Consider the following 17067-nt stretch of genomic DNA (forward strand, 5'->3'; position numbering starts at 1 on the left):
TTGCTGATGCTAAACAAGAAATTATTGACCTACAAGCGGAGATCAATAACCTTCAAGGTAAGTTAAAAACCGCTGATGAATTAGAATTTCGAGATGGATTTTACTATAGAATAGAAGAAATTGATGGTAAGCCAAACGGGCCATTCTGCCCAAAATGTTATGAAGGTAATGACAATAAATTATCAACCGTCATGAAAGCAACCGGAATTCATAGTCATTTTGGTAAAAAATATTGCCATGAATGCCAAAGTCATTTTTAAGTTATTGGCTCGCATAATGCGCTCTATGTGTAAAGACGAACCCTCCCGATTGCGGTAAGCCCCAAAACCATTCTACCGCAATCGCTCAGAACCCTTTTGTAACATAGCGACATATATATTATGCGAACCTAAGTATGAAATGAAGAAATCCAGAGTTTTGGATGGTTAATCATGTTGGTTCTTTTTGATGTTAATTCTAATCAGATTGAATTATTTTCATTCAAAATTTGTATACAAATTTATTATATCATTAAATCAGATGTATGAATTACATACTAGGAATAAAAATCTTATCTAAGGTCACTGTAAAAATTCCAAGTTTTATCCTAATAGTATTTCTCTGCCAGCAAAAACGCGTACTTTTATCGATTTTTTGGTTGACCGATTTTCAATGTAATCAATTTATATCGCTCTATTTAATAAGGGTTTTTAATAATCTCAGCATAAAAGTACTTTGCAGATTGAATGAGTTAGAACTAAGATGATTGCAATGTATTACAAGTATAAAAAATTGAGGTATTTATGATTATTTTGGTAACTGGTGCGACATCTGGTTTTGGTGAAGCTATTGCTCGTCATTTTATTCACCATGGGGCGACTGTAATTGGCTCAGGGCGTAGAACAGAACGTTTAATTGCTCTACAAAAAGAATTTGGTGATAAATTTCACCCTTTAACTTTAGATATTCAAGATAGAAGTGCTATACAATCAGCAATTAAAAACCTACCTAATGAACTGAAAAATATCGATGTTCTTGTTAATAATGCAGGTTTAGCGCTTGGTATTGAACCTGCTTTTGATGCTAATCCTGATGATTGGGCGACGATGATAGATACCAATACTAAAGGTTTAGTGAATATGACTTATGAAGTGTTGCAGATTATGGTGGCTAACAATCATGGACATATTATAAACATAGGCTCAACAGCTGCAAATTGGCCTTACAAAGGTGGCAATGTTTATGGCGCAACGAAAGCTTTTGTTAGACAATTCTCATTAGGATTACGAGCGGATCTGCAAGGGAAAAAAATTCGTGTCACAGATATTGAACCAGGTTTAGTCGGTGGAACAGAATTTTCAAATATTCGTTTAAAGGATGATGATAAAGCCGCGAATGTTTACAAAGGTGCTGATGCGTTAACACCGGAAGATATTGCACAAACTGTTTATTGGGTTGCCAATTTACCCGCTCGTATGAACGTAAATACACTGGAATTAATGCCAGTATGCCAAACATTTGCTGGTTTGGCCGTTTATAAGGAAGAATAATTTTCGTACTATTCTATAAGACGAATATTTTTTATTAGCCTATACTATACAAATAGGATTAGTTAGCAAGGAGTGACAATGAATTTATCATCCAAATTTATTAAGCATCGTTTAGCGGCTTTATGTTTTTGTTTACCTTTAATTGGAATTACCGCAGCGCAAGCGGCTAATGTAACTTGCTCACCAGGAAGTACCTGTGTGACTTCTGGAAATGTTGATAGCGCATTGACTAAAGAGCAGGCTCGCCAAGAAAAACAACAATGGGATGAAACTAATAAATTACGTAGCAAAGTTAATTCCCGTACTGAAAAAGAGTTCGATAAGATTGATGCTGCATTTGATAATAAAGATGCGTGTGAAAAAAGCCTTAATTTAAATGCCTATTGGGAGCCTAATACAAAACGTTGCCTTGATGTGAACACCGGTCGCCCTTTAGCTAATCCATAAATTATATGAAGTGGCGTAAGTTACAGTGTCACTTCTTTACTCTTTGATTATTAATCTATTGTGGCTTAAGGAGTTATGATGAAAAAAAGACATTTACTACCTGCGCTATTCGTTTTACTTGCACCAATGTTTGCGCAAGCATCATGTGAAAGCGTCATTGAAGAGATTAAACAAAAAATTATCAATAATGGCGTTCCAGCAGATAATTTTAGTTTAGTTGCAGTACCGAATGATGAGGCCGAAAAAGCGGAAGGCCAAGTGGTTGGGCATTGTGAAAATGAAACGTATAAAATTATTTATACGCGCCATTAATTTATAATTCTATTAGGAATAAAGGATTGGATGATCCTTTATTCCTAACTTGAAATGCGCGTTTATAACTCATTATCTAAGCATATTCACACAAAAATTCTTTAAGCATATTTTGGTCTAAATAATGGCTCAAATCTTTTTCTTCTGGACGTAAAAGATAAGGTATTTCACCAAGTAAAGGTGCTTTTAAGTGTTGCTGTAACCGCGTAATAATTTGTGCATAATGCGCAAGCCCCGGATTAATTCGATTAGCAATCCAGCCCACTAATGGTAAACCATCTGCTCTTATTGCATCAGCAGTAAGTAATGTGTGATTAACGCAACCATGTTGAATTCCCACCACTAAAATAACACCAATATGCTGGCCTTTTAACCAGTCAGTATAATAGGTATTATCATCCAATAAATAACGCCAACCACCATTTCCTTCAATTACAACAGTATCGCATTGGTTATTTAAATTATCTAAGCCCTGCTTGACTTTATTAAAGTCAATGCGATTTTCATGATCGTAATTATCTTTAATTTTAATTGGATTAACATCATCATAGGAGACTAAATCTTGAGACGCTCGGTGAATTAATTGGGCATCTTTATTTCTCATTCCTTCTGGCGTATCAATACATTTATCTGCTATTGGTTTGTAACCTACTGCTTTTATTCCTAAACCATTTAATGCTTGTAATATAGCTAACGTGGACACGGTCTTTCCGACATCTGTATCTGTCCCGGTAATAAATAGATTCATCATGGTTTTTCTATCCTGAAGTGACAGACTATTGCATAAGTTGCAATGAAAAAGTGACATGACAACAGTTTATGGGAACGTCTTGTTTTGAAGTTTGCGTTAGCTCAATTTTATTGTTAATAGCTAAAAGTTTATTAACCTTGTAATAACTGTATTAATAATGAACCATCATATAATGCTTGTTGAATAAGCGCTGTCTCACTTTGTTTTTTCGACAATTCAGATTTTTTTATTTGTAGATTATTGGTATATAAGGGCATGACTTGCTCACTACAATATTGATGTAACAGTGAGAAAAATATATTTTCAGCTTGATTTAATGGGGAGTTGATTAAAACTAATTCAGTACCGAAAATATTAATCATCGTGCTAAGAGGTTTAGCCAATAATTCAGCGATATGATTGAATAAATAAAGACAAAGTGGATCGCCTAAATGGACACCCGCACAGATATTCTCTATTTTTATTTCATTTACGGACAAGTAAGAATCAGGATAATTATTCCTTAATAATTCGGCTGCTTTTACTAAAATAGCAGCGATGGATATTTCTTTTTCAAGGCATCCTGAACCTCCGCAATAGCACAACTCTCCACCCTTTTGTATTTGAATATGGCCAAAATGGATAGCTTTATGTGTATTTGAATCTAAACTTATTCCATGATTAATAATAGCGGCATTAACAACATCATCAATTTGTAAATAGATAATATTTTTAGGTGTTTTTTTATTTTTAATGAAAAATATTCTGTTAATGCGAGTGCATGAGTATTGGTTTGTAAATAGGTCGGTAAACCTGTTTGATTGGTAAGATAGTGACATAATGGTAAATTATTAATCTCAAAATAAGCTTGTTTATGAATCACACCAGAATAAGCGTCTATAATTCCATCCGTTAAGATGCTAATAGCCGTGACCCGTTCAAGATAATCCGCATAAGTACTAAAAAAATGTTGAATTAAATTAGCTAATGTAGAGGAAAATAACTCATTACCTTTTACAGAAAAAGTGAAGTTTTCTTCAATAATGGTTTGTGTGTTAATTTCTTTTAAGGATAAACAAACAGACCCTTTCCCAATCAGAATAGATAAGAATTGCCATCCCTGACTTTTAATAACAAGCCCGACAGCAGGTCTTCCTCGTAAGCCTAATACAGGAAATTCAATTTCTGTTATTAAATGAGCATCAATCAGTTCGCGGGTAATTTTAGTAATGCTAGCAGGAGCAAGTTGAGATTGTTTTGATAAAGTAATACGAGAAATAGGCCCATATTGATCAATAATCCGGTAAACGATGCCGGTATTTAGTTGTTTAATTTGATCAATATGGCCTGTTTGATTTTCCATAATAAAATATAATATCCCATTATAAAACAGCTGGTTACTTTATCTTCGATAAAATCGACAAATAACGTTTATTTCTTTTTGTTGTCCACAATATTTGTAATTAACAATTCCGTCAACTTTTTAGCTGAAGATGGCAGAGCACGATGAGTATTATAAACTAACCAAACTTCAGATGAGGCATTAATATTAGAGAAGTTGATATATTTAATGCCATCTATTTTCATCCGCGTAAATGATTCAGTGATAATTGAAATCCCCATCCCGGCAGATACTAAGCCAAGAATCGTCATTGCTTCACCTGCTTCTTGTGAGATTTTAGGTGTCACGCCAGCTGAGGTTAATAAATTCATAATTTCATCATAAAGCGCTGTACCAACTTCACGCTCAAAAAAAACTAATGGATAATCAGCTAATAAACGAATATCAACCCCTGTTTTCTCATACTTTAATAACGGATGCCCTTCATAGACAGCAACCATAAAGGGTTCTTTAAATAATAATTGATAATCAAGCTGGCTAGGCAAGATGGTATTACGCATAATGCCAATATCTATCCGCCCTGTTAGCAATGGGGGAATTTGCTGTTTTGTGTTCATCTGGTGCATATGAATGGCAACTTCAGGATAAGATTCTCGATATTGACGCAAACTCATTGTTACACGATTCATAAACGGTGTTGTTGACGTAAAACCAATTGAAAGTTCGCCTAATTCACCTCTTTCCATTCTTGCGGCTTTAGTTGCGGCAGCTTCCACTTGTGACAATATTTGATAAGCCTCTTTAAGAAACATAACGCCAGCAGGTGTCAGTGAGACGTTTCTATTGTTGCGTTCAAGTAATTTTGCATTAATTTGTTCTTCAAGAGATTGAATTTGTTGACTCAATGGTGGTTGAGAAATATGCAAACGATCAGCGGCTCTGCCGAAATGTAACTCTTCAGCAACGGCAATAAAATAGCGTAAGTGTCTTAATTCAATACTCATTTTTTGTTTGATATGTTTAATGTCTTATTCTTAATGATTAATATATTAGACAAAATATTTTGATATTTCTATTCTTTGATCGAAATCAATTGGGTTGTTATGTCAAGGAACAGCATTATGGAAAATTCAACAGACAGTTTACCGGCTGAAAATACGGTTAATGATAGGGAGCAAAACACCCCAACAAGAGAACCAAAGAAACATTATATTCAACGTGATGATGCATTATATTTGAGAGTAACACTCTCATTCTTTACCGTAGGATTTGCAACATTTGCCCTGCTCTATTTTGTGCAACCTATTTTACCTTTATTGTCGAAAGATTTTAATGTCTCACCTGCGACTGCAAGTTTATCTCTATCATTAAGTACGGGATTAATGGCGTTAGGTTTATTAATCACGGGACCAATTTCAGATGCCGTTGGCCGTAAGAATGTCATGGTTATTGCGCTGACAAGTGCAGCATTATTTACGTTACTTAGTGCATTGATGGATAGCTGGCAAGGCATTTTAATTGCCAGAGCATTAGTTGGTTTATCGCTAAGTGGCGTTGCGGCTGTAGCAATGACTTATCTGAGTGAAGAGATCCATCCAAGTTATGTCGCCTTATCTATGGGGCTATATATTAGCGGAAATTCAATTGGTGGTATGAGTGGCCGCTTGGCTACAGGTGTCATTGCTGATTACTATTCATGGCGTGTTGCTGTCGTTTTACTTGGTACATTAGCATTGATCGCCGCAATAGGTTTTTGGCGATTACTACCACCATCACAACATTTCCGATCAAGCTCTTTGAAACCTAGAAATTTATGGCTCAATTTTCGATTACATCTGCGGGATAAAGGTTTGCCATGGCTATTCATTGAAGGTTTTGTGCTAATGGGAAGTTTTGTCACAATGTATAATTATATCGGTTACCGTTTATTGGAACCGCCTTATAATTTTAGTCAAGCAGCCGTTGGTATGCTTTCTATTATTTATTTAACAGGCACTTATAGTGCAACTAAATCAGGCAGTTTAACGAAAACATTTGGGCTTGGTAAGATCTTGATTGCTGCATTAATATTAATGTTTGTCGGTATATTATTGACTTTATTCTCTAATTTTTGGGTTGTTTTATTGGGAATGACCGCCCTAACTACGGGGTTCTTTTCTGCGCATTCTGTGGCTAGTAGTTGGGTTGGTCGACGAGCAAAACGAGCTAGAGCGCAAGCATCTTCACTTTACCTTTTCTGCTATTATGCTGGCTCCAGTATAGCGGGCACAATTGGTGGTGTTTTCTGGTTACATTATGGTTGGAGTGGTGTTGCATTGTTTATTGCTGCTCTGTTATTTATAGGCATTGGAATCGCGTATAAATTGAAAGTTCGGTGTTAAATAGATAATAAATTAATTAATGTCTATTAAATGATGATATTTATAAAGAGTGGGGATTCGAGGAAGATAATATTTTATTTATTGTAAGGATAACACAATGAAAAAATTATTACTTCTCTCTTTCCTACTCTGTTTCTCAACCTTAACATGGTCTCATGGTTATGTTGAAGAGCCAAAAAGTCGCGCTTATTTCTGTCTGCTTGGAGATAACAACAATTGTGGTGAGATCCAATACGAACCACAATCTATTGAAGCTAAACAAGGTTTTCCTCGTTCAGGCCCTAACGATGGTACTTTAGCAAGTGCAGGAATCAGCCGATTTAGTGAGTTAAATGTACAAACAGAAAATAGATGGCAAAAAAATCAAATTTATAATTCCCTCTTAACCTTTCAGTGGAGGTTAACCGCTCTACATGAAACGAATAAATGGGAGTACTTTATTACTAAGGCTAATTGGCAGCCGAATCAACCATTGACACGTGAGCAGTTTGTTTTGAAACCATTTTGTCAGTTTAATAAAGTTGAAATACCGAATTCTATTGTTAAACATCAATGTATTTTACCGAAAGAAAATAAAGGGTATCACGTTATCCTCGCAGTATGGACGATTAATAATACTGTCAACGCATTTTATCAAGTGATAGATGTCAATCTCCATTAAGAATTGATGATTTAAGGGCATGTAATGCCCTTCTTTATTGGTCAACTTTTATATATTTGCACGATAGTTAATGTTTGTTATTATATAAACAATAAGAATGTTGTAACTAATATAAATGGTATTAATAATGAATAAAGCCAAATATGAGCTTATAGAAAACTTCAATCTCTTAGAAAATACATTGGCTCAATTTAGTACATTGATAAAACAACAGCCCGCAATTAATGCATCTGTATTCCGTCTACCCAATGTCATGAAAGGCGATGAGAATAGTGAAATAACTGAAATTAAAGTTGAGAAAATCATGGGGGCATCCGCTATTGATGCCGTTATTCATCACTATAATTTATTGTTTATACATGATAAATCAGAATCGACTAGCAATAAAGCAGCGGTTAGATTACCTGGGGCTATTTGTATAGAAACGCCCTATTCAATTTACCGTTCTTGCCTACATCAATTAGAACAAATCAATGAGCTAAAAACAAAGATAAAGAAAATTGTGACGCAAAATTCAGGCGTAGATGAATCTCAACGGTTTGAATTTGTTCATGATAGCTTACACGGATTGTTAACATTGAACACTTATCGAGCACTCACCTTTTTAACGGATGTTGATACCGTTAGATTTGGTTGGGCAAATAAAAAAGTGATCAACAAAGTGACGAAGATGCAAATGTTAGACAAGTTACAAGCAACATTAGAAAGTGGCCGAATACCGCAAGGTATGGAAAAAAATCAGTGGATAAGCCAGTTAGAACAAGAAATATTACTGATTAAACAATTAGATCATAATGCAATATTAAAAACACAACGCCCTGTAAAAGTTCAACCAATTGCTCGCGTCTGGGATAGTGCGCAACAGAAACAAACTCAGTTAGCTTGTGCTAATCCCTTAATTGTCTTCGCCCTTGAGAAATCACTTGATGACATTGTGATTGGTAATTTACCTGATTATAGCGCCGACAACATAGCCCTACGGCATCGACCTAAGGCAAAACCTGTTGAGTTATTAATACCTAGACTTAATTTATATCTTGAATGTTAAAAGGCACCTATTTTTTAATAGGTGCCCTCTTCTAATCAACTAATTTAAAAATTAGTCTTTCATACTGCCAACCATATCTTCAGGACGAACCCATTCATCAAACTGTTCAGCTGTTAGATAATTGAGCTTCAATGCAGCTTCTTTCAACGTTAGTCCTTCTTTATGTGCTTTTTTGGCAATTTCGGCGGCTTTATCATAGCCAATATGCGTATTTAATGCGGTTACTAACATTAATGATTCATGCAATAACTTATCAATACGCTCACGATTTGGCTCAATACCAACCGCACAATGCTCATTAAAGCTACGCATACCATCAGCTAATAGACGTACTGATTGTAAGAAATTATCAATTAGCATAGGACGGAATACGTTTAGTTCAAAGTTACCCGATGCGCCACCAATATTCACTGCAACATCATTACCCATAACTTGCGCACAAAGCATAGTCATTGCTTCACATTGTGTTGGGTTAACTTTACCTGGCATGATTGAGCTACCTGGCTCATTTTCAGGAATAGCAATTTCGCCAATACCACAACGAGGACCTGAAGCTAACCAACGCACATCATTTGCAATTTTCATTAATGACGCTGCGAGGCTTTTTAAAGCGCCGTGCCCATAAACTAAGGCATCACATGTACCGAGTGCTTCAAATTTATTAGGTGACGTCACAAATGGTTGGTGAGTTAATTCTGCGATTTTCTTCGCTACGCGCACTGCATATTCAGGGTGCGTATTCAGACCTGTACCAACCGCAGTACCACCAAGAGCAAGTTCACAGATATGTGGAATTGCATCTTCAATATGTTTTTCAGCATGTGCCAGCATAGCTGCCCAACCTGAAATTTCTTGGCCTAAAGTTAATGGCGTCGCATCTTGTAAGTGAGTACGACCAATTTTAACTATTCCTTTAAACTCATTCGCTTTAGCATCTAAAACTTTATGTAATGCTTTTAGCTCAGGCAATAAGTTTTCACGGATAGCAATAACGGCGGCAACATGCATTGCAGTTGGGAATACGTCGTTTGAGCTTTGGCTTTTATTGACATCATCATTAGGATGGATTAAACGATCATTACCACGCTGACCACCTAAAATCTCACTACCGCGGTTAGCTAGCACTTCGTTCATGTTCATATTACTTTGCGTACCAGAACCTGTTTGCCAGATAGCAAGAGGGAATTCAGTCGGATGTTTATTCGCCAAAACTTCATCTGCAGCAGCGATAATAGCATCACCACGCTCTTTCGGTAGTAATCCTAAATCTATATTGACGCTTGCCGCGGCTTTTTTAGTAATAGCCAAAGCGTGAATTAACGCTACGGGCATCTTTTCTACAGATATACGGAAATGTTCTAAAGAACGCTGAGTTTGCGCGCCCCACAACTGGTCAGCAGGTACTTCAATAGATCCCATTGAATCTTTTTCAATGCGAGTGGCTGCCATTACTATCTCCTTAGGTACATATACAGAATCATCATTTTAGAATTATCAGCTTGCAGGTAAGCCGACACCAACTTGTTATATGATGCCATATCTTTAATTTCAATAATGCGACTTAGCCGTGTTTATTGTATTGTAGTATCAAGGAAATACATTGATTTTTAGAAAAAGCGAGTTAAGCCATGCAAAAAATGATCAACAAAATTCAAAATTATGATTGGGGAAGTAAAACGGCCCTAACGCAGTTGTACTCAATTCCTAATCCAGAACATTTACCAATGGCTGAATTGTGGATGGGTGCACATCCTAAAGCGAGCTCTTCGATTACCGACCCTAACACAGGGAAAGTTATTCCATTGATTGATTATATTGCGACTAATCCTGAAGAAATTCTAGGTAAAAAGATTGCAGACAATTTCGCTCGGCTACCCTTTTTATTTAAAGTTCTTTGTGCGGCAAAACCATTATCGGTTCAAGTACATCCAAATAAAAAATATGCTGAAGTCGGATTTGCGAAAGAAAACGCAGCAGGTATTTCTTTAGATTCCCCGTACCGTAATTATAAAGATGATAATCACAAACCAGAACTCATCTATGCAATTACCCCTTTTAAGGCAATGAATGCATTTCGTCCTTTACCAGAAATCGCCCAATTATTGGATTTTGTCTCAGCTGCACATCCTGAAATCCAATATTTTGTTCAAGAACCAAGTGAAGAAAAATTAGCGAAATTATTTGCACAGATTCTTAGTCTTTCTGGTGATCAGAAAGAGTTAGCCTTAGGTGTATTAAAAGCGGCATTGAACAGCCGTCAAGGTGAGCCTTGGAATACAATCAAACAAATGGTTAGCCTCTATCCTGATGATACTGGTTTATTTGTGCCTTTATTATTAAATGTGATTGAATTACAACCTGGCGAGGCCATGTTTTTATATGCTCGCACACCTCATGCTTATATAGAAGGTGTAGGTTTAGAAATCATGGCGAACTCTGATAATGTCTTGCGTGCTGGGCTAACAAATAAGCATATTGATGTTGCAGAACTCATTGCTAATGTCGATTTTTTCCCAAAAACCTGCGAAAGTTTATTAAGCCAACCAGAAAAATCAGGAAATATCTGTAAATACAAGATACCTGTAGAAGATTTTGCATTTAATATATATTCTATTAACGACACGGGAACAAAAATAACGAATGAAACTGCATCAATTCTATTTTGTATTGATGGAGAGTTAGTTCTAAAGTCAGGCGATGATGAAATAGCGCTCACTTCTGGAGAGTCTGTTTTTCTTTCTGCTTTTGAAAAAGAAGTTTACATCACAGGTTTCGGTGAACTTGCTAGAGTATTTAACCTCTAGTTTAAAAAGGCAACTTCTTGTGTTTTATTCGTCATTGATTACACACAATAGACGATTAGATGAAACGTAATTCAATATTATCGTGTGTTTGTACACACAAAAGGATGGATGTTTATAATGAAAAAGTCATTAGTTGCGATTGGTGTTATCGTTGCTGTAGGTGCTGTGTGGACGGGTACAGCTTGGTATACAGGTTCTAAAATTGAAACCGAGTTGAATAGATTCATTAATAATGCAAATCAGTCTATAGCAATGAATGCACCTGAGTCAGGTGTAACGCTAAAAGTTGAAAACTTTAAACGTGGCGTATTCTCATCACAAGCAAACATTGTTGTTTTATCAAATGAAGCGCCTGATGATTCAGTTGTGTTCAATACGAATATTGACCATGGTCCATTCCCACTATCACAATTAGCCAAATTTAATTTAATCCCTAAACTTGGTGCTGCAAATATTGAATTAGAGCACAATGCAACAACACAAGAACTGTTTGAAATGACAAAAGGTAAACCGTTTGTCACTGGAACAGCAGTCGTTGGGTATAGTAAAAATATTGATTCAAATTTAGACCTACTCCCTCTTGAATTCACTAAAGATGATGCTGTTCTTTCTTTCAGTGGCTCTAAACTTGTGTTTAACACCTCATCTGAACTGAAAAAGATTGATATCTCGTTAATAACCGATAATTTCAATGTACATAAAGAAGATAAAACTGAAGGCTTTACGCTAAAAGGTTTAAAACTTACTTCTAATGTTGATAAAACTGAACATGGTTTTTATATCGGTAACCAAGAGTTTATCGTCTCTGATATTGATTTAAATATTCCAGAAACGAACTTCTCATTTAAGAATTTGTCTGTCGCTTCAGACACATCTATTGAAAATGAAAACGTTAAAGGTAACATTAGTTATTCTGTCGATGACGTAAGTTTCTTAGGTGAAAACTTCGGTTCAGGTAAAATGGCGATTTCTATTGATAAACTTAATGCTGTAGCATTAGGTAAATTTGTAGAACAGTACAACCAAGCTGTAGCAGAAGGGTTAGCAACTGGAAGCCCAACTGCGGCAGCAGAGAAAATTGCAATGGATATGGTCACTAAGACATTACCTGAGTTAATCCAAAGCAAACCAACCTTCTCTATTAGCCCTGTTTATTGGAAAAACGCAGCGGGTGAAAGTTCAAGCAACTTAACGCTTTCGTTCAACAAATGGGATCAGAACGAGCTTACTGCTTTAGCAATGTCAAATAAAATTGATGAAGCAGTGAAAAGCCTATTCACTTCATTCGATTTTGATCTGAAATTGAATAAACCTATGGTTATTCAATTAATGTCGCAAGTGCTTATTGCTGACAATGGAGTTCCTGTTAGTGCTGAAATCAAAAAAGAGTATGAACAACAAGCGATTGCTCAATTTGACGAGATGCAAGAAGTCTTAACAGCAGATATGTTTACTTCGCCTATGGATGAAATGTTCATGACGGATGAACAAAGAGCAGAAAAGGCAAAACAGAAGAAATCACCTTGGATGGTTGAAAATGGTAACGACCTGACAATGACGGTTAAGTTTGCAGGAAATGACATCACATTTAACGCAGACAAATACACCTTGGCTGATTTTTTAACCAAGTTAGGCCTTATGACTAACCCTGAAGACGCAATGAATTATGACCAAATTCCTGAGCCTTTAGAAGTCCCTGCTGAAAATCATGAGAATGAACAACCTGCTAATTAATATTAGCAATTGTTAATCAACAAAATTGATGCCAGTCTTATTATTTAAGGCTGGCATTTTTGTTTCTATGATGTCTTATTTATTATCATACCATACAACTTATATGCGTTATGATATGGGTTATTAAGGTATGTTATGCGCTTTTCTCGTTATACTCGATGACAAATAAATCAATTTAAGAGACGACACATCAATGATCAATAAAAAACTTCCTTTGACTGATATTCATAGACATCTTGACGGTAATATTCGCCCGGAAACTATCCTGTCTCTTGCACAGCAACATAATATTCAATTGCCAGCCTATGAAATTGAAGCGTTGAGACCACATGTACAAATCATCACTCAAGAAGCTAACTTAGTGAGCTTTTTGCAAAAATTAGACTGGGGTGTTGCCGTTCTTGCCGATTTAGATGCATGTAAACGCATCGCTCAGGAAAATGTTGAAGATGCATATAATGCAGGTATTGATTATGCTGAGCTGCGTTTTTCTCCTTATTATATGGCCATGAAACACCAACTTCCTGTTGAAGGCGTGGTAGAAGCGGTGATTGATGGTATTGCAGCAGGTTGTCAGCAATATGATATTAAAATAAACCTCATTGGTATTCTCAGCCGAACATTTGGCACTGATGCTTGTGCTCAAGAGCTTGCAGGTTTACTTGCACACCGCAATAAACTTTGTGCTCTTGATTTGGCAGGTGATGAACTCGGTTTTCCGGGCGCACTCTTTCAAACACATTTTGCTAAAGCGCGTGATGCCGGATTACATATTACTGTACATGCTGGCGAAGCTGCGGGTTCTGAAAGTATTTGGCATGCCATAAAAGAGCTTGGTGCTGAACGAATTGGTCATGGCGTAAAAGCCAGTGAAGATCAAGCACTCATTGATTATCTCGCGACCAATAAAATTGGCATAGAAAGTTGCTTAACCTCAAATATCCAAACAAGTACCGTTTCTTCATTAGATAAACACCCATTAAAAATGTTTTTAAACCAAGGTGTTTTAGCTTCGATTAATACAGATGACCCTGCTGTACAAGGCATTGAGTTACGCCATGAATATGAAGTTGCAGCCCTGCAAGCAGGATTAACCGCAAAAGAGATTGAACAAGCTCAAATAAATGGCTTAACAATAGCGTTTCTCGAAGAAAATGAAAAGCAAGCATTAAGAGATAAAGCAGCTAAACGTTAGTATTACTTTATCTAAAATATAGTTATGTATTTGTATCTAAGGGCAGAAATAACAATTCTGCCCTTTTGTTTGGCCTGTTCAGGTCACTGTTGCTAAAGAGATTAATCATTAGCAACACATTGTATGTTGTAACTAATTAACTAGAAGTAAGTAGATAAAATCCACTTACTCCGTTTATTTTTATAACTAATTATTTATATTTTATTTCGTTAATCTTTTTGCATAACGCTGCGCTAATACAGCGCAAACCATTAGTTGGATTTGATGGAATATCATCAAAGGTAATAAAATAACACCAACTACTGAGGCGGGAAATAACACATTTGCCATTGGCACACCATTCGCTAAGCTCTTTTTGGAACCACAAAAAACAATCGTGATTTCATCTTCTTTACTAAATCCGAGGAATCGTGCCGCTAATGTATTAAGCATAATGACAATAAATAAAATAACGCAACTTACAACGGCAATCATCAGCAGAGAATAACCATCAATACGCTGCCAGATGCCTTCAACAACAGCTTCACTGAATGCTACATAAACAACCAATAGTATTGATGACCGGTCTGTGATATTAATCAGTTTGCGATTACGGTTAATCCAATTTGCTAACCAAGGTCTTGATAAATGCCCCACTACAAACGGTAACATTAATTGCAACAATATCGAGCCTATTGCATTTAACGTATCCATTGCTTGGCTACCATCTTCATCCATCAAAAAGCCAACCAATATTGGTGATAAAAAAACACCTAAAATACTTGATGCAGATGCACTACAAATTGCAGCAGCAACATTCCCCCCTGCCACAGAGGTAAAAGCAATGGCCGATTGGACAGTTGCCGGCAATGCACATAAATACAGGAATCCCATGTAAACGGTTGGTGACATCCAAGACGGCACCATAAAGTGAAGACCTAACCCTAGGATTGGAAATAAAATAAATGTGCTAGCAAATACAAGTAAATGAAGTCGCCAATGTCCCATACCAGCCACAATAGACTCGCGTGAAAGTTTAGCGCCATGCATAAAAAACAAAAGCGCAATAGCAGCCGTTGTTAAATATTGGAAAGCGACCTTGACTTCACCTTCACAAGGGAGAAAACTTGCAACAATGATCACCAAGATCATGATCAATAAAAAGGAGTCAATTTTCAGTTTTGCTAACAAATTCATTTTATTACCTAAAGAAAAAAGAGCCAGCTAAATAGCTGACTCAATTATTCGACAAATTAAAATTCAACATTAACAGTGCGTTTTTCTTGAGCTGATAAGATGCCTGCTTCAATTAATCTCATGATATCTATAGCTTCTTGAGGAAGAACAGGATTTTTAGCGCCATGTCTTATCGCCTCATAAATTTCAAGGTAATAACCACCATAATTTCCTTTTTCATTTACCCATTCAGTTGTCACCAATTCATCATTCTGTGACAGTGTCACTGAACCATTTTTAGGATCAATGCCCCACTCAGCACCTGTTGGTAACATACCATTTTTTAGACATTCCTCTTGTGAATCAAGCCCATACTTCACATAACTGCCATTCATACCATGTACAACATATAATGGCGTTTCAGCAGCAGCAACAGTTGTCGAGTGAAGAATAACTTTTTTATCTGAGTAATTTAGGATGACATGAAAATAGTCCACCGCTTCAGCACCAGGGCGGATCATCGCTAAATCTGCGGTAATACTTTGTGGTTTACCAAAAAATTGTAAAGCTTGATCGAGAAGATGAGGCCCTAAATCGTACCAAATCCCGCCGCCTGCAACGGAAGATTCTCGCCAACGCTGGCGAGTCATTGGGCGATAACGGTCAAAATGAGATTCATAATACTTAATATCCCCCAAACAACCATCGGCCAATAATTTTTTCAAGGTCAAATAACCGGCATCCCAACGGCGGTTATGGTAAATAGAAAGTAATTTACCTGCTTTAATTGCTTGTTGTTTAAGTAATTCTGCTTCTTCAACAGTAATCGTAAAAGGCTTATCGACAACCACATGTTTACCCGCAGCCAACGCTGCGCTAGCGAGTGGATAGTGCGTATCATTTGGTGTTGGAATAATAATAAGGTCAATTTCTGGATTAGAAAATAACTGCTCAGGAGTTGATACAACAGCAACTTCTGGCCAATCTGCTGTGACTTTTTCAGGATTACTACTTGATATTGCCGTTAATTGATATTCAGGTAATGTGACAATAAATGGCACATGAAATGTTTTACTCGCATAACCATACCCGATAATACCAACTTTAATTGGTGCAGACATAACCACCTCATCAAATGAATTTGCCACTAATTGATTCAAAAGTATCACCATAACGAATTAATTAGCAAATAAAACTATGGTAGGATGGCGCAAGAACACAATAAATGGATGTATTTTATGCCCCCTATTGATAACTACCACCGTATTACTGGCTGGTTGCTTGCGCCCGCGGCTTTCATGTTACTCACCTTTTTTGCTACATGCGCCATGGTCGTTATGTATGTCACTAAACTCTACCAAATTATGACTACCATTGATGATTGGCACAACTTTATTCCTTTAGATTGGTGGCTATCATTCCTGATCACTGTAGTCATGACATTTTTTACTGCTCATATTTTAAAATTAATGTTTTTCCGGTCTCGCCATTTTCCCAGACGATTTATTATTTGGTTAATGATTTTATTATTATTAGGTCTGAAAACATTCGCATTTGCAGCTGTTGATGATGATACTGCATTAAAAGCGTTAGCTTGGCCGCTATTAGGTGCCGGTATCTTTGTGCCTTATATCAAACGTTCTGAAAGAGTGAAGATGACTTTCACACAAGATCGATAAGCATCAAAAAATAGCTTGTTATCATACTGCCCAGTCTTACTGGGTTAGTA

17 protein-coding genes and 1 pseudogene are annotated in these 17067 nt (G+C 36.5%); 11 read left to right on the forward strand and 7 right to left on the reverse strand.

What is annotated here, in order from left to right:
- From OO7_RS16960 to OO7_RS09400, 4 genes and pseudogenes are all read left to right on the forward strand, one after another.
- A pseudogene (locus tag OO7_RS16960) lies at positions 1–260 on the forward strand (hypothetical protein); the annotation flags it as partial.
- Between the two features lie 522 nt (positions 261–782).
- Positions 783–1529, forward strand: a complete 747-nt coding sequence (gene ydfG / locus OO7_RS09390; protein ID WP_008915714.1) for a bifunctional NADP-dependent 3-hydroxy acid dehydrogenase/3-hydroxypropionate dehydrogenase YdfG — start codon at positions 783–785, stop codon at positions 1527–1529.
- A 78-nt stretch (positions 1530–1607) separates the two neighbouring features.
- Positions 1608–1976, forward strand: coding sequence for a DUF1283 family protein (locus tag OO7_RS09395; protein ID WP_008915715.1), 369 nt, complete (start codon positions 1608–1610; stop codon positions 1974–1976).
- Positions 1977–2054: 78 nt separating this feature from the next.
- Positions 2055–2288 (forward strand): DUF1161 domain-containing protein, encoded by a 234-nt coding sequence (locus tag OO7_RS09400; RefSeq protein ID WP_008915716.1) that lies wholly within the window; start codon positions 2055–2057, stop codon positions 2286–2288.
- 76 nt (positions 2289–2364) lie between these two features.
- Here the strand turns inward: OO7_RS09400 and bioD are convergent, their stop codons facing one another.
- The 4 genes from bioD to OO7_RS09415 all read right to left on the reverse strand — a co-directional run bounded on the left by bioD (position 2365) and on the right by OO7_RS09415 (position 5364).
- A complete protein-coding gene (bioD, locus tag OO7_RS09405; protein WP_008915717.1) occupies positions 2365–3039 on the reverse strand; it encodes a dethiobiotin synthase in 675 nt (224 codons plus the stop codon).
- A 131-nt stretch (positions 3040–3170) separates the two neighbouring features.
- A complete protein-coding gene (locus OO7_RS17155; protein WP_236620694.1) occupies positions 3171–3791 on the reverse strand; it encodes an ROK family protein in 621 nt (206 codons plus the stop codon).
- Positions 3689–4381: an ROK family protein gene (locus tag OO7_RS17160; protein ID WP_236620640.1), complete on the reverse strand. Its 693-nt coding sequence runs from the start codon at positions 4379–4381 to the stop codon at positions 3689–3691. The genes OO7_RS17155 and OO7_RS17160 overlap by 103 nt, the downstream gene beginning before the upstream one ends.
- A 68-nt stretch (positions 4382–4449) precedes the next feature.
- Positions 4450–5364: a LysR family transcriptional regulator gene (locus tag OO7_RS09415; protein ID WP_008915718.1), complete on the reverse strand. Its 915-nt coding sequence runs from the start codon at positions 5362–5364 to the stop codon at positions 4450–4452.
- Between the two features lie 117 nt (positions 5365–5481).
- Here OO7_RS09415 and OO7_RS09420 point away from each other — a divergent pair, with 117 nt between their 5' ends.
- From OO7_RS09420 to tus, 3 genes are all read left to right on the forward strand, one after another.
- On the forward strand, positions 5482–6741 hold the full coding sequence (locus OO7_RS09420; RefSeq protein WP_008915719.1) for an MFS transporter: 1260 nt from the start codon (positions 5482–5484) through the stop codon (positions 6739–6741).
- 97 nt (positions 6742–6838) lie between these two features.
- Entirely contained in the window at positions 6839–7402 is a 564-nt protein-coding gene (locus OO7_RS09425; RefSeq protein ID WP_008915720.1) for a lytic polysaccharide monooxygenase, read from the forward strand.
- Positions 7403–7529: 127 nt separating this feature from the next.
- Positions 7530–8450 (forward strand): DNA replication terminus site-binding protein, encoded by a 921-nt coding sequence (tus, locus tag OO7_RS09430; RefSeq protein ID WP_008915721.1) that lies wholly within the window; start codon positions 7530–7532, stop codon positions 8448–8450.
- Positions 8451–8501: 51 nt separating this feature from the next.
- On the opposite strand, the gene fumC is transcribed toward tus, so the two are convergent.
- Positions 8502–9899 (reverse strand): class II fumarate hydratase, encoded by a 1398-nt coding sequence (gene fumC, locus OO7_RS09435; protein ID WP_008915722.1) that lies wholly within the window; start codon positions 9897–9899, stop codon positions 8502–8504.
- Positions 9900–10078: 179 nt separating this feature from the next.
- Here fumC and manA point away from each other — a divergent pair, with 179 nt between their 5' ends.
- The 3 genes from manA to add all read left to right on the forward strand — a co-directional run bounded on the left by manA (position 10079) and on the right by add (position 14183).
- Complete coding sequence (gene manA, locus OO7_RS09440; RefSeq protein ID WP_008915723.1) at positions 10079–11254, forward strand: mannose-6-phosphate isomerase; 1176 nt, start codon at positions 10079–10081, stop codon at positions 11252–11254.
- Between the two features lie 117 nt (positions 11255–11371).
- Positions 11372–12988, forward strand: a complete 1617-nt coding sequence (locus tag OO7_RS09445; RefSeq protein WP_008915724.1) for a YdgA family protein — start codon at positions 11372–11374, stop codon at positions 12986–12988.
- A 193-nt stretch (positions 12989–13181) separates the two neighbouring features.
- Entirely contained in the window at positions 13182–14183 is a 1002-nt protein-coding gene (gene add / locus OO7_RS09450) for an adenosine deaminase (protein WP_008915725.1), read from the forward strand.
- A gap of 201 nt (positions 14184–14384) precedes the next feature.
- Here the strand turns inward: add and OO7_RS09455 are convergent, their stop codons facing one another.
- Entirely contained in the window at positions 14385–15359 is a 975-nt protein-coding gene (locus OO7_RS09455) for a bile acid:sodium symporter family protein (RefSeq protein ID WP_008915726.1), read from the reverse strand.
- A gap of 56 nt (positions 15360–15415) precedes the next feature.
- The gene (locus OO7_RS09460) at positions 15416–16459 is read right to left on the reverse strand and encodes an oxidoreductase (RefSeq protein ID WP_008915727.1); all 1044 of its coding nucleotides are present in this window, start codon (positions 16457–16459) and stop codon (positions 15416–15418) included.
- Positions 16460–16576: 117 nt separating this feature from the next.
- On the opposite strand from OO7_RS09460, the gene OO7_RS09465 reads away from it, so the two are divergent.
- The gene (locus OO7_RS09465) at positions 16577–17017 is read left to right on the forward strand and encodes a DUF2569 domain-containing protein (protein WP_008915728.1); all 441 of its coding nucleotides are present in this window, start codon (positions 16577–16579) and stop codon (positions 17015–17017) included.
- The last annotated feature ends 50 nt before the right edge of the window (positions 17018–17067 follow it).

The organism is Providencia sneebia DSM 19967 (genome assembly GCF_000314895.2).
In the GTDB taxonomy this organism is placed as follows: domain Bacteria; phylum Pseudomonadota; class Gammaproteobacteria; order Enterobacterales; family Enterobacteriaceae; genus Providencia; species Providencia sneebia.